General features: G+C 74.2%; 18 protein-coding genes. 8 read left to right on the plus strand and 10 right to left on the minus strand.

Annotated elements, in window-relative coordinates:
• Nucleotide 1: 1 nt before the first annotated feature.
• On the minus strand, nt 2–919 hold the full coding sequence (locus M4J07_RS21205) for an NADP-dependent oxidoreductase (RefSeq protein ID WP_255974229.1): 918 nt from the start codon (nt 917–919) through the stop codon (nt 2–4).
• Between the two features lie 105 nt (nt 920–1,024).
• Nucleotides 1,025–1,630 (minus strand): nucleotidyltransferase domain-containing protein, encoded by a 606-nt coding sequence (locus M4J07_RS21210; RefSeq protein WP_255974231.1) that lies wholly within the window; start codon nt 1,628–1,630, stop codon nt 1,025–1,027.
• A 144-nt stretch (nt 1,631–1,774) separates the two neighbouring features.
• Between M4J07_RS21210 and M4J07_RS21215 the strand changes: the two genes are divergently transcribed.
• Entirely contained in the window at nt 1,775–2,605 is an 831-nt protein-coding gene (locus M4J07_RS21215) for a transporter substrate-binding domain-containing protein (RefSeq protein WP_255974233.1), read from the plus strand.
• 15 nt (nt 2,606–2,620) lie between these two features.
• On the opposite strand, the gene M4J07_RS21220 is transcribed toward M4J07_RS21215, so the two are convergent.
• A complete protein-coding gene (locus M4J07_RS21220) occupies nt 2,621–4,189 on the minus strand; it encodes a M81 family metallopeptidase (protein WP_255974235.1) in 1,569 nt (522 codons plus the stop codon).
• A gap of 109 nt (nt 4,190–4,298) precedes the next feature.
• Between M4J07_RS21220 and M4J07_RS21225 the strand changes: the two genes are divergently transcribed.
• The 6 genes from M4J07_RS21225 (at nt 4,299) to M4J07_RS21250 (ending at nt 10,303) form a co-directional block, all read left to right on the plus strand.
• The gene (locus M4J07_RS21225) at nt 4,299–5,231 is read left to right on the plus strand and encodes a class I SAM-dependent methyltransferase (protein ID WP_255974237.1); all 933 of its coding nucleotides are present in this window, start codon (nt 4,299–4,301) and stop codon (nt 5,229–5,231) included.
• 92 nt (nt 5,232–5,323) lie between these two features.
• A complete protein-coding gene (locus M4J07_RS21230; RefSeq protein ID WP_255974239.1) occupies nt 5,324–6,421 on the plus strand; it encodes a WD40/YVTN/BNR-like repeat-containing protein in 1,098 nt (365 codons plus the stop codon).
• Nucleotides 6,422–6,506: 85 nt separating this feature from the next.
• Nucleotides 6,507–7,184 carry a uracil-DNA glycosylase gene (locus tag M4J07_RS21235; protein ID WP_255974241.1) on the plus strand — a complete coding sequence of 226 codons (678 nt, stop codon included), beginning with the start codon at nt 6,507–6,509 and terminating at the stop codon, nt 7,182–7,184.
• A complete protein-coding gene (locus tag M4J07_RS21240) occupies nt 7,181–8,146 on the plus strand; it encodes an N-acetylglucosamine kinase (protein ID WP_255974243.1) in 966 nt (321 codons plus the stop codon). The genes M4J07_RS21235 and M4J07_RS21240 overlap by 4 nt, the downstream gene beginning before the upstream one ends.
• Nucleotides 8,147–8,273: 127 nt before the next feature.
• Nucleotides 8,274–9,212 (plus strand): sirohydrochlorin chelatase, encoded by a 939-nt coding sequence (locus M4J07_RS21245; protein WP_255974245.1) that lies wholly within the window; start codon nt 8,274–8,276, stop codon nt 9,210–9,212.
• A gap of 419 nt (nt 9,213–9,631) precedes the next feature.
• Nucleotides 9,632–10,303 (plus strand): class I SAM-dependent methyltransferase, encoded by a 672-nt coding sequence (locus M4J07_RS21250; protein ID WP_255974246.1) that lies wholly within the window; start codon nt 9,632–9,634, stop codon nt 10,301–10,303.
• Here the strand turns inward: M4J07_RS21250 and M4J07_RS21255 are convergent.
• The 6 genes from M4J07_RS21255 to M4J07_RS21280 all read right to left on the minus strand — a co-directional run bounded on the left by M4J07_RS21255 (nt 10,296) and on the right by M4J07_RS21280 (nt 16,736).
• The gene (locus M4J07_RS21255; RefSeq protein ID WP_255974248.1) at nt 10,296–11,339 is read right to left on the minus strand and encodes a lactonase family protein; all 1,044 of its coding nucleotides are present in this window, start codon (nt 11,337–11,339) and stop codon (nt 10,296–10,298) included. The genes M4J07_RS21250 and M4J07_RS21255 overlap by 8 nt on opposite strands.
• A gap of 57 nt (nt 11,340–11,396) precedes the next feature.
• Nucleotides 11,397–12,698, minus strand: coding sequence for a nitric oxide synthase oxygenase (locus M4J07_RS21260; protein WP_255974250.1), 1,302 nt, complete (start codon nt 12,696–12,698; stop codon nt 11,397–11,399).
• A gap of 344 nt (nt 12,699–13,042) precedes the next feature.
• Complete coding sequence (locus M4J07_RS21265; RefSeq protein WP_255974252.1) at nt 13,043–14,563, minus strand: FUSC family protein; 1,521 nt, start codon at nt 14,561–14,563, stop codon at nt 13,043–13,045.
• Nucleotides 14,564–14,795: 232 nt separating this feature from the next.
• Entirely contained in the window at nt 14,796–15,086 is a 291-nt protein-coding gene (locus tag M4J07_RS21270; protein ID WP_255974254.1) for an SHOCT domain-containing protein, read from the minus strand.
• A gap of 68 nt (nt 15,087–15,154) precedes the next feature.
• The gene (locus tag M4J07_RS21275) at nt 15,155–15,595 is read right to left on the minus strand and encodes a DUF6325 family protein (protein WP_255974256.1); all 441 of its coding nucleotides are present in this window, start codon (nt 15,593–15,595) and stop codon (nt 15,155–15,157) included.
• Between the two features lie 145 nt (nt 15,596–15,740).
• Nucleotides 15,741–16,736, minus strand: coding sequence for a GlxA family transcriptional regulator (locus M4J07_RS21280; protein ID WP_255974258.1), 996 nt, complete (start codon nt 16,734–16,736; stop codon nt 15,741–15,743).
• 100 nt (nt 16,737–16,836) lie between these two features.
• Here M4J07_RS21280 and M4J07_RS21285 point away from each other — a divergent pair, with 100 nt between their 5' ends.
• Nucleotides 16,837–17,670 carry a dienelactone hydrolase family protein gene (locus tag M4J07_RS21285; RefSeq protein ID WP_255974260.1) on the plus strand — a complete coding sequence of 278 codons (834 nt, stop codon included), beginning with the start codon at nt 16,837–16,839 and terminating at the stop codon, nt 17,668–17,670.
• A gap of 10 nt (nt 17,671–17,680) precedes the next feature.
• Here M4J07_RS21285 and M4J07_RS21290 read toward each other — a convergent pair.
• Nucleotides 17,681–18,947 (minus strand): alpha/beta hydrolase family protein (locus M4J07_RS21290; RefSeq protein ID WP_255974262.1); only part of this gene is annotated, 1,267 nt, incomplete at its 5' end.

Raw genomic sequence — 18,947 nt, forward strand, 5'->3', positions numbered from 1 at the left:
CCTAGGGGCGGAGCACGATCTTGCCGTGCGTGTGCCCCTGCTCCAGGTCACGGAACGCCTCCCGCACCTGCTCCAGGGGGTAGGTGCGGGCGATCGGCGCCACCAGTTCGCCGCGCGCGGCGAGCCGGGCGAGTTCGCCGAGGACGACCGCGCAGGCCGCCGAGCCCTCGCCGTGGGTCCGCGCGCCGATCCTGGCGGCGGACCGCCAGGCGCGGATCGTGTTGATCCGCTCGGGCCGCACCCCCAGCTCCACGGCCAGTTCGACGTACGGGTCGCCGAACGTGTCGATGAACGCGTCGACCCGGTCGCCGGAGGCCTGCCGGATCCGCTCCGCCACCCCTTCCCCGTACGCGACCGGCACGACGCCGCGCTCCTCCAGCCAGGCATGGTTCCGCTCGCTCGCCAGGCCGATCACCGTGGCGCCGCGCCGCCGCGCAAGCTGCACGGCGAGCGATCCGACGCCGCCCGCCGCGCCGGACACCACGACCGTGTCGCCGGGAGCGGGGTCCACCGCGAACACGGTGGCGTACGCCGTCGTCCCCGCCACGTACAGCGAACCGGCCACGTCCCACGGCAGGCCCTGCGGGCGGGCGACCAGGTTCACGTCGTCGACCACCACCAACTCCGCCTGGCTGGCCCGCCGATGGGTGAAGCCGAGGACCTCGTCGCCCACCGCGAAGCCGCGCACCTCCGGGCCGGTCTCCACCACCACGCCGGCCAGATCGCTGCCCTGCCCGGAGGGGAACGTCGCCGGCCAGCGCGCGTGCAGCGCACCCGTGCGGATGTGCGTCTCACCCGGCTGGATCCCGGCCGCCCGCACCTCGACCAGGACCTGCGCGGGCCCGGGCACCGGCCGCTGCACCTCCTCGACCTCCAGCACATCGATCCCGCCGTACGCGTGGAACCGCACCGCCTTCATTCCGTGATCACCGCACTTTCTGGAGAGGACCGTCCTGGCGTCGACAACGGATCACGAACGCCGCGTCTTCCCCCGTCTTCCCGGGGCAGCTGGACACCCGCAGACTCACAGACGGGCGGCCCACGGATGGGCTCCGTACGTCGTGGTGAGCGCGTCCGCGAGCCAGCGGCGCTGCTCCCGTGCGAGATGCGGCAGCGCCGCGTCGAAGTCCAGTTCGTCCTTGGGGCGCACGCCCTTCGCCTTGTAGTGGAGCTGCACCTCGGGAACCACCACGGGCGTGCCGTCGCCGGTGGTGAACCCGAGGGCGTCGAGCGGCCTGCTCACGCGCGCGTCACGGCGGGAGACCCATGCGGCCCCCTCGCTCTCCTCCAGCATGAGCTGGATGCGCCAGGGCGCGTCGGGGCCGGGACGGCACCAGATGTCGTGCACGCCCGGCGCCAGCGGTTCGCCCGCCGCCCAGGGCCGCAGACTGCCCGGCGGGTCGGCGGCCCACAACTCCCATCCCCGCAACGCCTGTTGCGCACGGGTCTGATCCCGGCGGAGCACCATCACGTCGATGTCGCCGTGCGCGCGCAGCCGCCGCCCCACGGCCAGCTCGATGGCGATGCCCCCGGCCAGCCACCACGGTGCGCCGATCTCCTCGAAGAGGGCCGCGACCTCGCCCGCGGGGGCGGGGTCCCAGGGGCCGAACGGTGCGTGGAGTCGTCTCATACGGCCCATCCTGCCGCTCCGGAACGCCACGCTCCCCCAAGCCCGTACACGGTCTTCACCCGCCCCCCGCTCTTCTGCCAGGGTGAGGCCCGCATGATCAGTTCACCCTGCATCCATGTTCGTCCACCTCGACGAGGAGCATCGATGAGCCGCCGCGTGCCCAAGCAGCGCACCGCCACCCTGTCCGCCCTGGTCTGCCTGCTGGCCCTGACCGCCGCCGCACCCGCGGCGCCCTCCGCCGCGCACCGCCCCGCGAAGAAGCCGGCCACGAGTCTGCTGGACTCCGTGCCCAGGACCGGGGTGCTGCGCGTCTGCACGACGGGCGACTACCGGCCGTTCACCTACAAGGACCCGAAGGACGGCTCGTACCGCGGTGTCGACGTCGACATGGCGCGCGACCTGGCGAAGAGCCTCGACGCCGAGCCCCGCTTCGTGGACACCACCTGGGCGAACCTGGTGGCCGACCTGTCGGCCGGGAAGTGCGACGTCGCGGCCGGCGGTGTCTCCGTCACGCTGCCGCGCGCCCGCCAGGTGTCCTTCAGCGAGCCGACCCGCGAGGACGGCAAGACGCCGATCGTGCGGTGCGCCGACAAGGACAGGTACCGCACGCTCCAGGACATCGACCAGGTCGGCACCACCGTGATCGTCAACCCCGGTGGCACGAACGAGCAGTTCGCCCGCGCCCACATCAAGCAGGCCACCATCAAGCTCCACCCGGAGAACACCACGATCTTCCAGGAGATCGTGGCGGGCCGGGCGGACGTGATGATGACCGACGCGAGCGAGACCCGCTACCAGGCCAAGCTCCACCCGGAGTTGTGCTCGGTCCACCCCGACGAGCCGTTCACGTTCGCGGAGAAGGCGTACGCGACGCCGCGCGGCGACCGGGACTTCCAGGAGTACGTGAGCCAGTTCGTGCACCTGGCCACGCACGACGGTACGTACGCCACGTACGAAGCGGAATGGATGAGTTGAGGGTTCCGCGGCCGCTCAGAGCAGGACCGGTGCGAGGTCGGGTCCGTCGCCCGTGTCGTGGGCGTCCTCGTCGAAGGGGTAGAGCGGGCGCTCCACCCGGTGGTGCCCCAGGCGCACCAGGTCCTGGTCGACGCCGCCGGGGGTGAGCGCGAGCAGCCAGTCGGCGGCCATCGCGTGCAACTCCGGTTCCAGATAGCCGATCTTGACGACGACGAGGTCGTAGGTGCGCGGGTCGATCCCGAGTCCGCCGTCGGCGGGGCCGAGGAAGTCGGCGAGGGTGTGGAACGGCTTGCGGCGCTCGACGAGGATCACGGTGAGGCCGCCGACGCGGACGGCCGCCATGTCGACGCCGCGGTCGTACGCCCCGCCCTCGGCGTGGTCCTTCCGGTCGGCGGCGCGCTGCAACGCCTCGACGGTGCCGGTCAGCCGGTACGGGCCGCCGTGCTGCGCGTCGACCTTGCCGCCGACCGAGAGCGTCACCTCGGCGCCGACCCCGGCCTCGAAGCAGGCGGCGACGGCGGCCGGGTCGGTGATGCCGGGGTGCACGGCCGTCACCGCGCCGTCGCGGATCGCGTCGTGGGCCAGCAACTCGCCCAGCACGTAGGCCAGATCACCGGCGCCGCCCGCGGTCGGGTTGTCGCCCGAGTCACTGATGAGGAACGGCCGGCGGTCGGAGGCCACGGCCCGCGCGATGCACTCCCGGGCGCTGCCGGTCGGGCCCACGAAGACAAAGTCCCGGCGGGCGTCCCAGTAGCGCCGGGCGAGCAACTCTGCTTCCCGCACGGCCAGTTCGGCGTCCTCGCCGGTCACCACGACGGCGGCCCTGCAGCGCGGCTCGTCGGCCCACGCGTAGCCGACCCACAGCGCGGCGTCGAGGATGCCGTCCTGCTTCTCGATGCCGGCGAGGGAGGCGTAGAGCGACGCGGCGGGTTCCAGCCGGGTGCTGGTCTTCTCGCCGGGGAGGAGGACGGGGACCTGGACCCAGGCGCGGTGCGGGCGCAGGCCCTCGCGCAGGCAGTGGACGAGATTGCGGGCGGCACGCTCCCGGGTGTCCCAGGCGTCCTCGTGCGGAGCCAGGCGGTGGGCGGTGAGCAGGTCGACCGGGGTGGCGAAGCGGCGCGAGACGTTGCCGTGCAGATCCATCGCGGCGGAGATCATGGGGCGCTGCCCGTCGGGGGTGCCCACCTGGTCGAGGGCCGCGCGCACGGCTTCGGTCAGGTCGGCCTCGGCATCGGTGAGGCCGACGACGCTCATGGCACCGTGGATGTCGTACACCAGCCCGTCGAGCGGCCCCGACTCCCTGATCCGGGTGACGAGTTCGTCCTTCAGGAGCAGGTACGACTCGGCTTCCACGGGGCCGCCGGGCAGGGCGACCGCGTGCAGCAGCGGTACCCACTCGACGAGGGCGGCGAGGTCGCCGTCCGGACGCGTCCAGGTGTAGCGGTCGAGGAGTTCGGCGCCGCGGGTCCGCCGGAAGTCGTCGAGGGTGGAGCGGTGCGGGCAGAACGTCGACGACTCGATGCCGATGCCGCCGATCCCGATCCGCAGCCGGCGGTCCCGCGCCGGCGCGCTGCTGCTGGTCATGCGTCGCGGCTCTCTTCCTGCTGGGGGCGGTGGCGGCGGAACCCTACCCGCGCGGCGGTGCGCGAAAAGCGTTGGCGGGACGGGGCCGCCCGTGGCTAGCGTCGTTCGAATGACTCACGAGAACCCGCTCGCGTACGCGCTGGGGCTCGAAGGCATCGCGCTGATGCGGGCGTTCACCGGAACCGGGGAGCTCCCGGAAGACCCGGATCGGGCCGGGCACGGCCCGGCGTTCGTGGCCGCGCGGGTCGCGGAGATCCGGCGGCTGCTCGACGACGCGTCGCTCGCGGGGGCCGCGGTCGACGTGGCACGGGTCGACACCGTCGAGGGGTACCGGATCTGGTCGTCGACGTACGACGGCCCGAACACGGCCTTCGACTACGACGAGCCCGTGCTCGCCGGGATCACGGCGGCCCTGCCGCCGGACTCGGTGGTGCTCGACGCGGCCTGCGGCACGGGTCGGCTCGCGGCGCTGGCCGCCGGGTCCGGCCACCGGGTCGTGGGCGTGGACAGCTCGCCCGACATGCTGGCGATGGCCCGCGAGCGGGTGCCGGAGGGCGACTTCCGGCGCGGCGACCTCCATGCCCTGCCCGTGGCGGACGCGTCGGCCGACCTGGTGACGTGCTCCCTCGCGCTCACCCACGTGCCCGAACTCGGTCCGGTGCTCGCCGAGTTCGGGCGGGTACTGCGGCCCGGCGGCCTGCTGTTCGTCGCCGACATCCACCCGGAGCAGGTGGCGCGCGGGGTGATCCCCTCGGTGCGGCGCGCGGACGGCAGCCCCGCCCGGCTCGCGTCGTACGTCCACCGCACGGGCGACTATGTGCGCGCGGCCCTCGCGGCGGGTCTGTCGGTGCGCCGCTGCGACGAGCCGGCGCCACGGCCCGGGCCGGAGGCCGAGGACGACGGCGCGGCGCGGGAGCCCGGCCCCGGGCCGTGGGAGGTGTGGCCGTGGTCGCTGTCGGACCTGGCGCCGGAAGCGGCGGACACGGCGTGGGCGGGGATGCCGGCGATGGTGCTGTGGCAGTTCACGAGACAGGCCATCTGACCTGCGACGAAACCCGCCGGCCCGGCCAATGTCAGTGGCGGGGTGCAGACTGGCCGATACCTGGAGACAACGACGTTTCGGAGGTGTTCGGCATGACTGAAGTGCTGCTGGCCGTGGGCACGCGCAAAGGGCTGTTCCTTGGACGGCGGACGGGCGGGGGGTCCGGGGCGTCCTGGGTCTTCGACGACCATCCCTACTTCAACGCGCAGGCGGTGTACGCCGTCGCGATCGACACCCGGGGAGACACGCCCCGGCTCCTCGCGAGCGGGGACAGCGCGCACTGGGGGCCGTCCGTCTTCCACTCCGACGACCTGGGCCGGACCTGGACGGAGCCGTCGGCGCCCGCCGTCAAGTTCCCCAAGGACACCGGGACTTCGCTGGAGCGGGTGTGGCAGCTCCATCCGGCGGCGGCCGAGCCGGACGTGGTGTACGCGGGGACCGAGCCCGCCGCGCTGTACCGGTCGGAGGACCGCGGCGAGACGTTCGAGCTGTGCCGCCCGCTCTGGGAGCATCCGACGCGCTCGCAGTGGGTGCCGGGCGGGGGCGGCGAGGGCCTGCACACCGTGCTCACCGACGCGCGGGACCCGCGGGCGCTGACGGTGGCGGTGTCGACGGCCGGGGTGTTCCGCTCCGCGGACGCCGGCGCCAGCTGGGCCCCGGCGAACCACGGGGTGTCGGCGGTGTTCCTGCCCGATCCGGACCCGGAGTTCGGGCAGTGCGTGCACAAGGTGGCGCGGGACGCCGTCGACCCGGACCGGCTCTACCTGCAGAACCACTGGGGCGTGTACCGCAGCGACGACGGGGGCGGCCGCTGGACCGACATCGGCGACGGCCTGCCGTCGACGTTCGGGTTCGGGGTGGCCACGCACCCGCGCCGCGGGGACACGGCGTACGTGTTCCCGATCACCGCGGACGCGGACCGCGTCCCCGCCGACCACCGGTGCCGGGTCTTCCGCACCCAGGACGCGGGCAAGAGCTGGGAGCCGCTGTCGAGGGGCCTGCCGGAGGGCGACCACTACGGCACGGTGCTGCGGGACGCGCTGTGCACGGACGACGCGGACCCGGCGGGCGTCTACTTCGGCAACAGGAACGGCGAGGTGTACGCGTCGGCCGACGACGGTGACAGCTGGCGGCAGTTGGCGTCCCACCTGCCGGACGTGCTGTGCGTGCGCGCGGCCGTCGTGGGGTGACACGGGAGCACGGGGCGGTCGGCCGGAGGACCGTGGCCGACCGCCGGTTGAAGTGCTCCGCGTGTACGGCAGTAGGGTGACGCCCGTGGCACCACGACCCTTGCATGAAATCGTCGAGGCGGGCTGGGCGAAGGCCCTGGAACCCGTGGCCGGGCAGATCACCGCGATGGGAGAGTTCCTGCGCGCGGAGATCGCCGCCGGGCGCACCTATCTCCCGGCCGGAGCCAACGTGCTCCGCGCCTTCCAGCAACCGTTCGACGACGTCCGGGTGTTGATCGTCGGGCAGGACCCCTACCCCACGCCGGGGCACGCGGTCGGCCTGTCGTTCTCCGTCGCGCCCGACGTGCGTCCGCTGCCGGGCAGCCTCATCAACATCTACCGGGAGCTGGGCAGCGACCTCGGCCTGCCGCAGCCGTCGAACGGGGACCTGACGCCCTGGACCCAGCAGGGCGTCCTGCTGCTCAACAGGGCGCTGACCGTGGCGCCCCGCCGCCCCGCGTCGCACCGCGACAAGGGGTGGGAGCAGGTCACCGAGCAGGCGATCAAGGCGCTCGCCGCGCGCGGCCGGCCGCTGGTGTCCGTGCTGTGGGGCCGGGACGCGCGCAATACGCGGCCCTGGCTCGGCGAGTACCCGGCGATCGAGTCACCGCACCCCTCCCCCATGTCCGCGGACCGCGGCTTCTTCGGCTCGCGCCCCTTCAGCCGGGCCAACGACCTGCTGGCCCGGCAGGGCGCGCAGCCCATCGACTGGCGGCTGCCGTGACCGCGCGCCGGGTCCTCGGAGTGGACTCGGGCGGCTCGGGACTGCGGCTGGCACTCGCCGACCTCGACGATCCCGGGCGGACCACGACCGCCGTGTCCCGCACTCCGGTGCGGACCTCCGCCGCAGGGATCGACGCCGCCGACATGATGGCGCAACTACTGCCCATGGCACGGGCGTTGCTCGGTGACGACGACGCCGAGCGGCAGGCTCCGGCCGCGGTCGTCGTGGGCGCCGCCGGGATGGCCACGCTCGGAGCGGACCTGCGCGCCGAACTGCCGGGCGCGATGCGGCGCGAGCTGGACGTCGACCGGCTCGCGCTGGCCGCCGACGGCGTGACCGCCTACGCGGGCGCGCTCGGACAGCGGCCCGGCGCGGTCGTCGCCGCGGGCACCGGGATGATCGCCCTCGGCACCGACCTCGACGGCTGGCGGCGGGCCGACGGCTGGGGCCATCTGCTCGGCGACTGCGGTGGCGGCGCCTGGATCGGACGGGCCGGGCTCGACGCGGCGATGCGGGCGTACGACGGGCGCAGCGGCGGCAGCAAGGCGCTGCTCGCGCTCGCCGAGGAGCGGTTCGGCCCGGCCGGTGACCTGCCGGGCCGGATCTATCCGCGCACGGACCGGCCCGCGGCGCTCGCCTCGTTCGCACCGGACGTGGCCGCGTGCGCGGCGGACGATCCGGTCGCGGCCGACATCCTGCGCGCCGCGGCGCGGCACATCGCCGAGGCCGCCGCGGCGGTGTGTCCCGCGCAGGGCGGTGAAGTCGCACTGACCGGCGGACTGTTCAAGATGGGCGATCCGCTGCTCGGCCCCCTGGCCGAGGAACTGGCCGGCCAACTCCCGCAGGCCACCGTGGTGCCCGCGGCCGGTGACCCGCTGCACGGTGCCCTGGTGATCGCGGGCGCCCTCGCGACGGACGGCCTGCGACTGCCCATCGACGGGCGTCTGCTGCATGTGCCGTAGACCGCCGCACCCCTGCGGACCAGGACAGTTGAGCCATCCGTAACCGATCGGACATTAGCGGACGGATACCGCTCAGCTGCCCCCTGACCGAACAAGGATGCCGCCCGAGCCAGTAGCATGCGGCGCCATGAGCTCCCCCACTGGGCCCGCTTCCGGCCTGCCTGTACGAATGCCGCGACCCCGACAGCCCGGACGGCACCGCCGCCCGGAACCCGTGGCCGCCCCCGAGGGCGCACCGTCCCTCGTTCTCGCGGTTCCTGGCGTGCCCAGCGCCGCGACGCGCATGCTCGCCGACGAGGTCGTCAGCATCGCGCGGTCCGAGCTGCCCGGCCTGGACGCGCGGGTCGGTTTCGTCGAGGGTGAGGTCACCGACTTCCCGATCTCGGCCGAGTTCCCCTCTCTCGCGTCCGTGCTCGCGCACGCCGCGAAGGAGCGCACCGCCCGCTACGAGCAGGCCGTCGCCGCCGGGGTCGAGGGAGTCAAGGAGCCCGAGGGGCCGGTCGCCGTCGTCGTGCCGCTCCTCGCGGGGCCCGACAACGCGCAGATCCGGCAGATCCGCCAGGGCATCACCGACAGCCGGGTCGCCGCCGAGCTGACGGACGTCCTCGGCCCGCACCCGCTGCTCGCCGAGGGCCTGCACGTGCGGCTCTCGGAGGCCGGGCTCGCCCGCGCCGACCGGGCCCGCCTGTTCACCGTGGCCACGGCCGCGGACGGCATCATCCTCGCGTCGGTCGGCGGCGAGGAGGCGGTCCAGGCCGCCGGCATCACCGGCATGCTGCTCGCCGCGCGCCTCGCCGTGCCGGTGATCGCCGCCGCGCTCGACGCCGAGGGGGCCGTCGCCGCGACCGCCGAGCAGCTCCGCAACTCCGGTTCGCAGCAGCTGGCGCTCGCGCCATACCTGATCGGGCCCGAGCTGGACCCGTCCGTGCTGGAGGCCGCGGCCAAGGACGCGGGGTGCGCTGCCGCGGAGCCGCTCGGGGCGTATCCGGCGATGGGGAAGCTGGCGCTGGCCAAGTACACGACGGCGCTGGGGATCACCCCCCAGCCGGTTGCCTCCGGCGGTTGAGCGGGGGGTTCGTGGGGCCCGTGGCCGGTGCTGCGGGTCCTTCGTCGTTTCCGGGCTCGCCCTGCGGGCTCGATCGTCGCCCTGCGGGCTCGTCCTCAAGCGCCGGACGGGCTGGATGGTGAGCCTCGGGTGAGGCGTCGCGCGCCTTCAGACCGCCCTCAAACGCCGGACGGGCTGGATGGTGCGTACCGGGTGAGGCGTCGCGGGCTTTCAGACCGTCGCTCAAGCGCCGGACCGGCTGGATGGTGAGCCTCGGGTGAGGCGTCGCGCGCCTTCAGACCGTCCTCAGACGCCGGACCGGCTGGATGGTGAGCCTCGTGTGAGGCGTCGCGCGCCCTCAGACCGTCCTCAAGCGCCGGACCGGCTGGATGGTGTGTACCGGCCCATGAGCGCGTGGAACGTCTGTACCGTCGTGGGGCATGGGTGCTGACGAGGACGACGCTCTGCTGACCGAGCAGATGGCTTACTACCGGGCCCGGGCGCCGGAGTACGACCGGCCCTACGCCGAGCGGAGCGACCTGCGGGAGTTGCTGGGGCTCGTCGACGCGTGGCCGGTCGGTGGGGACGTGCTGGAGCTGGCCTGCGGGACCGGGCAGTGGACCGCGCTGCTCGCCGCGCGGGCGGACTCGGTGACCGCGGTCGACGCGTCCGCCGAGGTGCTGGACATCGCACGGGCGCGTGCGGAGGGGCCGGGCGTGCGGTTCGTCCAGGCCGATCTGTTCACCTGGCAGCCGCCGCGCCGGTACGACACCGTGTTCTTCGGGTTCTGGCTGTCCCACGTGCCGGCGGCGCGGCTGGCGGACTTCTGGGCCACCGTCGATGCCGCGCTCGCGCCGGGCGGCACCGTGGTGTTCGTCGACGACGGTCCGGACGAAGCCGTGCACGAGAAGCTCGTCCCCGGCGGGTCCGGGGACACCGCGCTGCGGCGCCTCGACGACGGCAGCGAGTACCGCATCGTGAAGGTGTTCCACGAGGCCGAGGCGCTGACCGGGCGGCTCGCGGCGCTCGGCTGGTCCGTGCGGGTGCGGCCCGCCGCCGGGAGCTTCATCGTCGGGATCGCCCGGCGGCGGGCGGCCGCAGACGTCAGCTGAACACCACGCAGGACGCGGCGGGCACCCGTACCGAACCCGCCCGCACCGGCACGCCCGACTCCGCGTCCACGGCGAACCAGGTGACGTCGCCGGAGCGTTCGTTCGCCGCGTAGAGGAACCGGCCCGAGGGATCGAGGGCCAGGTCGCGAGGCCAGTCGCCGCCGCACGGCACGATCGCGCGCAGGGTGGGCTGTTCGCCCGTCGGGTCGAGGGAGAACAGCGAGACGGTGTTCTCACCGCGCGTCGCGACCCACAGGAAGCGGCCGTCGGGCGCGACGACGACCTCTGAGGGGTAGGCGTCACCGGCCGGGGCGTCGGGCAGGACCTGGAGCTCGGTGAGCGGCTTCAGGGTGCCGTCGGCCGCGTCCCAGCGGCACACGGTGAGGGTCGGGGTCAGCTCGTTGAGGACGTACGCGTGGTCGCCCGCGGGGTGGAAGGCCAGGTGCCGGGGGCCCGAGCCGGGCCGCAGGGCCGTCTCGTGGTGGAGCGTGACGCGGCCGTCGCCGTCAAGGGCGCAGACCCGGACCGAGTCCGTGCCGAGGTCGACGCTCAGGGCCCAGCGGCCGCTCGGGTCCGGCAGGACCTGGTGGGCGTGCGGGGTCTGCTGGCGCTGCGGGTGGGGTCCCGAGCCGGTGTGGGCCAGCACGTCGCGGCCCGCGGGGTCCGGGGTGCCGTCGGTGCGCAGCGGCACCACGGTGACGCTGCCGGAGCCGTAGTTGGCGGTCAGGACGCGGGCGGCCTCGGGCCACACCGACAGATGGGTGGGGCCGTCGCCGTCGACGAGCGTGGGCGGTGCGGCCAGGCGCACCGGCACCGTGTCGGTGCGGAACGCGGCGACGGCGCCGTCGGTGGTCTCGCTCACCGCGTAGAGCAGTCCGCCGCCGGCCGTCAGGTACGAGGGGTCGGGCAGCACGTCCGTGGCGTCCAGGACCGTGAGCGAGCCGTCGGCCGGGTCGAGGTCCGCGGTGACGATGCCGCGGCCGCCCGCTGCCGTGAACGATCCGATGTACGCCCGCCCTGCCTGACTGCCGCTCACTGCTTCCCCTTTCGGCGTGCGGGCCGAGTGCCCGCGCGGCCGACGGTAGCAGCGGGTCTAGACCAGATCGTGCCAGGGAGTGCGGCGCCGCGTCGCGATCCCCTCTTCGCCGCGGGCCCTCGCGTGCGCCTCGGGGTGGTGGACGTACGCCGGGGTGCTCTCGACGTCGTCGTACGTGCGGTGGAAGACGCCGGTCGCGGAGCCGGAGATCGGCGGCACGATCCACGACCAGTCGGCGCCGACGGGGCGCCCGCGGGACTCCTCGCGCTCGATGTGGGTGAGGAAGCGCCGGGACTCGGTGTGGTGGTCGGTGATGGTGACGCCCGCCCGGTCGAAGGAGTGCAGGACGGAGCGGTTCAGCTCGACGAGCGCCTCGTCCTTCCACAGGGAGCGGTCGGTGCTGGTGTCGAGGCCGAGGCGGTGGGCGAGGTGGGGCAGGAGGTTGTAGCGGTCGGTGTCGGCGAGGTTGCGGGCGCCTATCTCGGTGCCCATGTACCAGCCGTTGAACGGCGCGGAGCCGTAGCAGACGCCGCCGATCTCCAGGCACATGTTGGCGAGGGCGGGGACCGCGTGCCAGCGCAGGCCGAGCTCGGACCACCAGGTGAAGTCCGGGTGTTCCAGGGGGACTTCGAGGACGGCGTCGGGGGGCAGGTCGAACCAGCGGGGCCGTTCGTGCGGGGCGCTCTGGACGACGAGGGGCAGGACGTCGAACGGAGTGCCGGGTCCGCCGCGCCAGCCGAGGCTCCGGGCCAGGGCCGTGAGGCCCGTGCCGCGCGGGTCGCCGATGACGTGGCCGCTGTGCTGGACGTATCCGGCGTAGCGGATGAGTTGTTCGTTCCAGATGCGGGGGCCGGGACGCCCGGGGCGGTCGGGCGCGAAGACGGTGATCAGCGGGCGGATCCGGCCTTCGGGCGCGGCCTCCCGCAGGTGGTCGGCGCAGGCCGCCGCGATCTCCTCGGGACGGGTGAGCCCGCGCAGGTCGCGCACGCGCAGCGAGCGCCAGTAGAGGCGGCCTATGCAGCGGTTGGCGTTGCGCCAGGCGACCCGGGCGCCGAAGACGAGTTCCTCGGTGGTGTGGGTGTACGTGCCGGTCGCGGCGAGCTCGGCCTCGACCTCGGCGAGCCGGGGTGCCGGGTCGCCGAGCTGTTCCTCGGCGTGGTGGCGGCGGACGAAGTCGGCGGCGGCGTGTGCCACGTCGCCGGGGCGCAGGGCGGTGGGCCTGCGGTGGGTGCCGGTGGCGGGGGCCGGGCAGCGGTCGTGCCGGCGCGCTTCGGCGGCGTCCCCCGGGTGCGCGTCCGTGGCGGCGGCCAGCCAGCCCTCGACCTCCTGGGCTCCGGTCCGGCGCAGGTTGCTTCGCATGGTGACCCCCAGCGGCTCGACGGTGGCCCGCGGCTCGCTCCCGCGCGGCCGTGGGTGGGGGACCTGTCCGACGGACAGCGCCCCGGGCGTCCAATGGCGCGGGATTACCCCTGGGGCAGGGTGATCCACCCTGTACGTGCTCCGGGAAAGGGCCTCATTCGGGGCCGGGTTGTCCACGCCGATGCGAGACAACCACAAGTGGGCGCCGGTCGGCGGGCGGTCGGCGACGAACGGGGAGCGTGCGGAACTGTGCAGGGGCGCGTGGACCGTTTCACACGCCTGGGGCGCGGGCCGGGCCCCAGACCGGGCCCGAAGCGGAGCCCGGTGCACGACCCGGTGCGGGCTCAGGCCCCGGCGGCCCCGACCGGTACGCGGTTCGATCCGCGCAGCGGAACGGCCAGGTCGAGGAGGGCCCGCTCCAGGGCGTGCAGGTGCGCGAGCACCGGTTCGGCGCCGGCCGGGTGCGGGGCCACAGCCTCGTCGACGGGGCGGTGCTGCCCGCCGGTCGGTGCGTCGGTGAGCGCCTCGACGGCCGCTTCCACGCGCCAGCAGGCGGCGGCGAGGCGGGCGTCGTGGGAGGCCTCGGGGTCGGCGGCGACGGACGCCAGGCCGCGCACCTCGCGCGCGCAGTCGTCGAGCAGTGCGAGCACCTGCCGGGCCCGGCCGCTGCGGGCCCTCATCGGGCTGAGCGGGTGGACGAGCGGGGCGAGCGAGAGCCGGACGCGGCCGAGGATCGCCTCCAGCTCGGCGACGCGCGGGGCCGGATCGGCGGCCGCGTTCCCCGCGAGGCGTGCGGCGGCCTCCGCCGTGCACGCGTGCACACAGCGCAGCGCCCGTTCGACCCAGGCGTCGGTCACCGAGTGCGTGGTCACCGGCAGCACGAGCAGCACGGCGAGCACGGCCCCCAGCGAGCCCACGGCCGTCTCGCTCACCCGCAGGGCGAGCAGCGCCGGGTCGAGCACGCCCAGGAGTCCGTAGAGCATGCTGGCCATCACGGTCACCGCGAGCATCATCCACGTGTACGAGACGTGCGCGGTGTAGAAGATCCCGAAGACGCCGACGGCGACGACGACCGCGGCGGCCACCGGATCGTGGTGCAGGGGCACGGCGACCGCGAAGCCCACGACGATGCCGAGCACGGTGCCCAGGAACCGCCGGAAGCCCCGTACGACCGTCTCCCCGCGCGAGGTCGTCGCCACGAACACCCACCAGGTGGCGCCCACGGCCCAGTACCACCGCTGGTCGGACAGCAACTGCCCGACGGCCAGGGCGAATCCGGCGCCCACGGTCGCCTGGACGGCCTGCCGCGTGGTGATCCGGGCGAGCCCGGTGCCCCCGGTCGGCGGCGCGACGGCGGCGGGCGCCGGCAGCCGGAGCTCGTAGCACCACACCCCGAACCGCACGGCGGCCGCGGCGACGAGCGACAGCAGCACCGCCGCGTACAGCTCGGGGAGCTGGCCGGGCACTGTGTGCAGGAACTGCGTGGCGAAGAACATCATGAACGCGAAGACGCCGAGGGAGTGGCCGCGCGGTCCCCACCGCCGCGCGTACACCCCCGCTCCGACGACCGCGAGGAAGGCCAGGTCGCGGGCGACCGGCACGTCGTGCAGCAGCGCGGCGAGCGCGAGGACCGGAAGGCCGGCGACCGGGAGCAGGGCGGTGGTCACGGCCTGGCCGCGCACCGTCGCGTCGGTGACGGTGAACAGGGCGAGCAGCGCGGCCAGACCACCGGTGATGGCGGCCACCAGCGAGTGCCCGGCCAGTCCGCAGGCCGCGACGGCGAGCCCGATCCCGAGCACGGCCCGGCTCGCGAACCGCAGCCGGATCCGCCCCGGGTCCGGCGCCACGAACGCCCTCTTCAGCACGTTGCCCCGCCCCTTCCGCACCTGAGATGCGCCACGACATGAGAAAGGCGCCGCGGAGATCCCTGGGGATCCGCAGCGCCATCGACATACGTATCTCAGCATCCAACCGGCTGACGGTTCAAATGAGGCCGAATGTTCTGAGCCAATGGCCCAGTGAGATGCTGTTCCTGTCGGCCACGGCAGAGCCAACGGACCACCTGCCCGGGCAGGCGGCCGTCATGGACCGGACCGCTCAGGAGCCGAGGATCCGCGCCTTCTCCACGGCGAACTCCTCGTCCGTCAGCAGCCCCTGGGCCTTGAGGTCGGCGAGCGCGCTGAGCTGGGCGACCCGGTCCGCCGGTGCTGGAGCCGGGGCCGGGGCGGGCGGGGGTGCGGCCTGCGCCTCCGCCTCCGCCTGCCGGCGCATGTCGCGCTCGGACATGCCGCGGTTGACGCGGTGGGAGACGGCCGAGGCGGTGCCGGAGATCACCGCGGTGCGTGCGACGGTGCCCAGCAGGCCGGGCCGTCCGTATCGCCGAGGCATGTCGATCCTCCCTTTCGCTGAATCACTGAATCACTGAATCACTGAATCGCCGGATCGCCGGATCACTGTCAGTCGTCGTCGAGCGCGGCGACGGCTTCGACGACGACCGCCCTGGGGATGCGTTCCAGCAGCCGCAGGTCGCCGTGCGACGCCCGCACCGCGATGGACAGCCGCGCCGCCCAGGAGTTCTCCCAGGCCACGACGAGCGCCGACGACGCCGGCGGGAGTTCCTCCGCGACGGCGTGCAGGTCCTCGTCGCTGAACAGGTCGAACTGGGCGCCGGCGATCGATCCGAAGTCCTCCGCGACTTCCGCGTCGGCCCCTTCGACGACCGCCACGGAACCGTCGTCGTCCTTGCGGACGAAACTCAGGTCCAGGATGCGCACGGTGCCGTTCTTCTGCAGCTCCCACAGTGCGGGAGCGACGTCGCCGTTGATGTGGTTGCCCTCGAAGACGACCACGGCGACGTCGACCGGTCCGATCGTGTCGACGTTCAAACCACTGGGCACGAGCGGGACCCCCTTCCCTGAGGCGGGTCACGGACTCACGGACATCGCGGAGCACGGAGCACCGGGAACCGGAAACCGGGTGGTGGGAACGAGACAAGCACCGCTGCCGCCCGGACGGTAGCCACGAACAAGCCACCGCGTCGGCTCACCCCGTGCGGTCCGGTCGGCCGCGGCCGCCGAGGGCCGCGCGGTAGCGGCTCGGCCGCGTGCCCGTGTGCCGGGCGAAGAGGGCGCTGAACGTGCCCACGTCGCGGTAGCCGACCTCGGCGGAGATGCTCGCCACGGTCCGCTCGGTGCTCTCCAGCAGGTGGCGGGCCCGGCGCACTCGCGCCTGGTGCAGGTACGCGAGGGGGGTCCGCCCGGTCTCGGCGCCGAAGCGGCGCAGCAGGGTCCGGGCGCTGACGCCGAACTCGCGGGCCAGGGCGGGCAGGTCGTAGCGGGCGGCCAGGTTCTGGTCGAGGCGGCGCATGACGGAGGGGGCGAGGCCGCGTCCGACCGTGGGCAGCAGGTCCAGGTCGACGTAGGGCGCCTGCGTGGAGCGGGTGTCGTCGAGCAGGGCCAGGCGTGCGGTGCCGCGGGCGACCCGTGGGCCGTCGTGCTCGCGGACGAAGCGCAGCGCGAAGTCGTACATCGCGCTGAAGGCAGCCGTGGTCGTCACCCCGCGGTCGGTCACCACCAGTTCCGCCGGGCCGATCCGCGCCTCGGGGTGGCGCCTCGCGAGTCGGTCCGCGTACAGCCAGGAGGTGGTCGCCTCGCGGCCGTCGAGCAGTCCGGCCTCCCCCAGCAGGAAGGCGCCGACGCAGATCGACACCAGGGCGGTGCCGGCCGCGGCCTGCGCTCGGATCGTGCCGGTCTCCGGCGCGAGGGCCGCCAGGGCGGCGTCGAGGGCGGGTCCGGGCGGCGCCTCGAACCCCGGCACGATCAGGACGTCCGCGGGACGCACCGCCGAGACGTCGAGCCGCGCGCCGCCGGACGCGGTCACCCGGCGCCGGGGCGAGACCACCGACGTCTCGTACGACGGCCCGGCCGCGCCCTGGGCCGCGGCGACCCGTGTCGCCATGGTCAGCAGGTCGAGGACGCCGTAGACCTCCGACGCGAAACAGCCCGGGTAGGCGAGGACGCTCACGCGCAGCGGGCTCACACGGCACCTCCGACGACCGACGGTGGACGGCGGTATCGCCCCGACACGTGGCGGCATCGCCGGTTCTCTGCGCGGCCAGCCTCCCCCCATCCTTGCGATCATGACAAGCAGGCAAGGACGACAGGACGACGATCCCCTCGACGACTTCGAGCGCCGGGACGTCGTCGTCGACGGCGTCGGCAAGCGGGTGTACGTCACCGGGGACGGTCCCGCGGTGATCCTCATGCCGGAGATGCCGGGGATCAGTCCCGACGTCGCCCGGTTCGCGCGCTGGATCCGGGACGCGGGCCTCTCCGTGTACCTGCCCTCGCTGTTCGGCGTCGACGGGGCGTATCCCCACGCGAAGGCGGCCGAGGCGGTGGTGCGCCGGGCGTGCGTCAGCGCCGAGTTCCGGGCGTTCGCCGGGGGCGGCACCAGTCCGGTGGTGGGCTGGCTGCGCGGCCTCGCGCGGATCGCGCACGCCGAGCGGGGCGGCCCCGGGGTCGGCGCGGTGGGCCTCTGCTTCACCGGCAACTTCGCCCTCACCATGGCGCTCGAACCGGCCGTCGTCGCGCCGGTGGTGAACCATCCGTCGCTGCCGCTCGACGATCCGGGCGGCCTGGAGATGGACGCGGCGGACGCCGCCGCGGTGGCCGACCGGGTCCGCCGCGACGGGCTGACCGTGCTCGCGCACCGCTTCGAGGGCGACCGGTGGTGCACCGGCCGACGGTTCGCCGCCTACCGCGCGCTGCTGGGCGACGCGTTCGACGGGCGCGTGCTGCCCGCCGACGCGGCCAACCCGGACCCCCCGCCGTTCTTCCGTGACGTCGTCGGCTGCGCCCACAGCGTGGTCACGGCGCATCTCGTCGACCGGGACGGCCATCCCACGGTGCGGGCCCGCGACGACATCCTCGCCTTCCTCCAGGAACGGCTCGGCGAGGCGGCCCCGGCGTAGCCGGCGCGTCCTACGGGGCGATCCCCACCCCGTCGATCCGCGACCACGCCTTCTCCTGTGCGGCCGTCATGGCGGGCCAGGTCAGTCCGCCGGGGCGGGGCCTGATCCGGGAGGCGTACGGCTCGGGGCGGAACGACGGGACGTAGAAGCAGCCGGTGCCGTAGGTGCGGTCGAAGGTGGCGCAGGACGCGGCGAGGGATCCGGGCGTCGGCTTCTCGCCCGTACGGGCCCAACGGTCCAGCGCCGCCAGGGAGTTGGCGTACTCGGAGTCGCTGAGCGCGCTGTGCTCGGTCTCCGTCGTGAACGTCTGCACGAGGTGCCCGTCGCGGCCCGCGCCGCGCAGCGTCTCGCGGTAGGCGGCCTCGTGCTCGACGAACGCGGTCGGGTCGTCGATCGCGTGCAGGGTGAGCACCGGCAGCGTCACCCGGCCCGTGAGGTCGCTGTCGTAGGAGAGGTCACGGCGCGCCGTGGGGTCCGCGGAGAAGCGGGCGACGCCCGCGTTGAGCGCCTTGTCGTCGTGCGAACCGGTGTATCGCACGCCGCGGTTGGAGAACGGGTTGCGGCCGCCGAGGCGGGTGTCGACGATGTCGCGGAAGGTGAACGTGGCGAACCTCAGATGGGATTCGAGGGCCCTTTCGGGGATGCGCGTGACGGCGAGGATGTCGTCGAGGTTGCGCTGCTGGAGCGCGGTGCGCTGTTCGGGCGGCGAGGTGTAGCCGGTGCACTCCTGGAGGCGGGCGCGCAGTCCGGCCGACGTCATGGTGGAGCCGGGGCGCAGGCCCTGCCACAGCGGGTACTGCGGTTCGCTGGGGCGGGGGTGGTTGTGGCAGTAGTACTGGTAGACGACGCGCAGGTCGACGCGGTAGTCGTAGCCGCGCGAACCGCCGCCCAGGACGCCGCTGGTGAGCAGCACGCCGTCGTAGGCGCCGGGCCGGGTGCCGTAGGTCTCGGCGACCTTGGCGGCGACGTCGCCGCCCCAGGACTGGCCGTGCAGGTAGGTGCGGTCCGGTGTGCCGAACTCCTCGACGAACAGGCGGCGCACGCTCTCGGTGTCGGCGGCCGCCATCCGGGTGCCGTATCCGCCGCGCCGGTAGGAGGATCCGGCCCAGGCGTACCCCTGGTCGACGAGCACGGCCCAGCGGTCCAGGTCGTCGGTGCTGCGGGCGGGGTCGGAGGCGTCGCCGAGGTCGGGGCCGCCGTGGGCGTGGACGACCAGGGAGCCGTTCCAGTGCGTGGGGACCGCGACGGTGTAGTACGCCCCGGCGTCGTCCTGACCG

Source organism: Streptomyces longispororuber (assembly GCF_024448165.1).
GTDB classification, from domain to species: Bacteria; Actinomycetota; Actinomycetes; order Streptomycetales; family Streptomycetaceae; genus Streptomyces; species Streptomyces longispororuber_A.

Coding starts and splice junctions, on each gene's coding strand:
- M4J07_RS21250 (WP_255974246.1), top strand. CDS start 9,632: ATGGGTGCTGACGAGGACGACGCTCTGCTGACCGAGCAGATGGCTTAC.
- M4J07_RS21260 (WP_255974250.1), bottom strand. CDS start 12,698: ATGCGAAGCAACCTGCGCCGGACCGGAGCCCAGGAGGTCGAGGGCTGG.
- M4J07_RS21225 (WP_255974237.1), top strand. CDS start 4,299: ATGACTCACGAGAACCCGCTCGCGTACGCGCTGGGGCTCGAAGGCATC.
- M4J07_RS21245 (WP_255974245.1), top strand. CDS start 8,274: ATGAGCTCCCCCACTGGGCCCGCTTCCGGCCTGCCTGTACGAATGCCG.
- M4J07_RS21205 (WP_255974229.1), bottom strand. CDS start 919: ATGAAGGCGGTGCGGTTCCACGCGTACGGCGGGATCGATGTGCTGGAG.
- M4J07_RS21215 (WP_255974233.1), top strand. CDS start 1,775: ATGAGCCGCCGCGTGCCCAAGCAGCGCACCGCCACCCTGTCCGCCCTG.
- M4J07_RS21230 (WP_255974239.1), top strand. CDS start 5,324: ATGACTGAAGTGCTGCTGGCCGTGGGCACGCGCAAAGGGCTGTTCCTT.
- M4J07_RS21220 (WP_255974235.1), bottom strand. CDS start 4,189: ATGACCAGCAGCAGCGCGCCGGCGCGGGACCGCCGGCTGCGGATCGGG.
- M4J07_RS21285 (WP_255974260.1), top strand. CDS start 16,837: ATGACAAGCAGGCAAGGACGACAGGACGACGATCCCCTCGACGACTTC.
- M4J07_RS21270 (WP_255974254.1), bottom strand. CDS start 15,086: ATGCCTCGGCGATACGGACGGCCCGGCCTGCTGGGCACCGTCGCACGC.
- M4J07_RS21210 (WP_255974231.1), bottom strand. CDS start 1,630: ATGAGACGACTCCACGCACCGTTCGGCCCCTGGGACCCCGCCCCCGCG.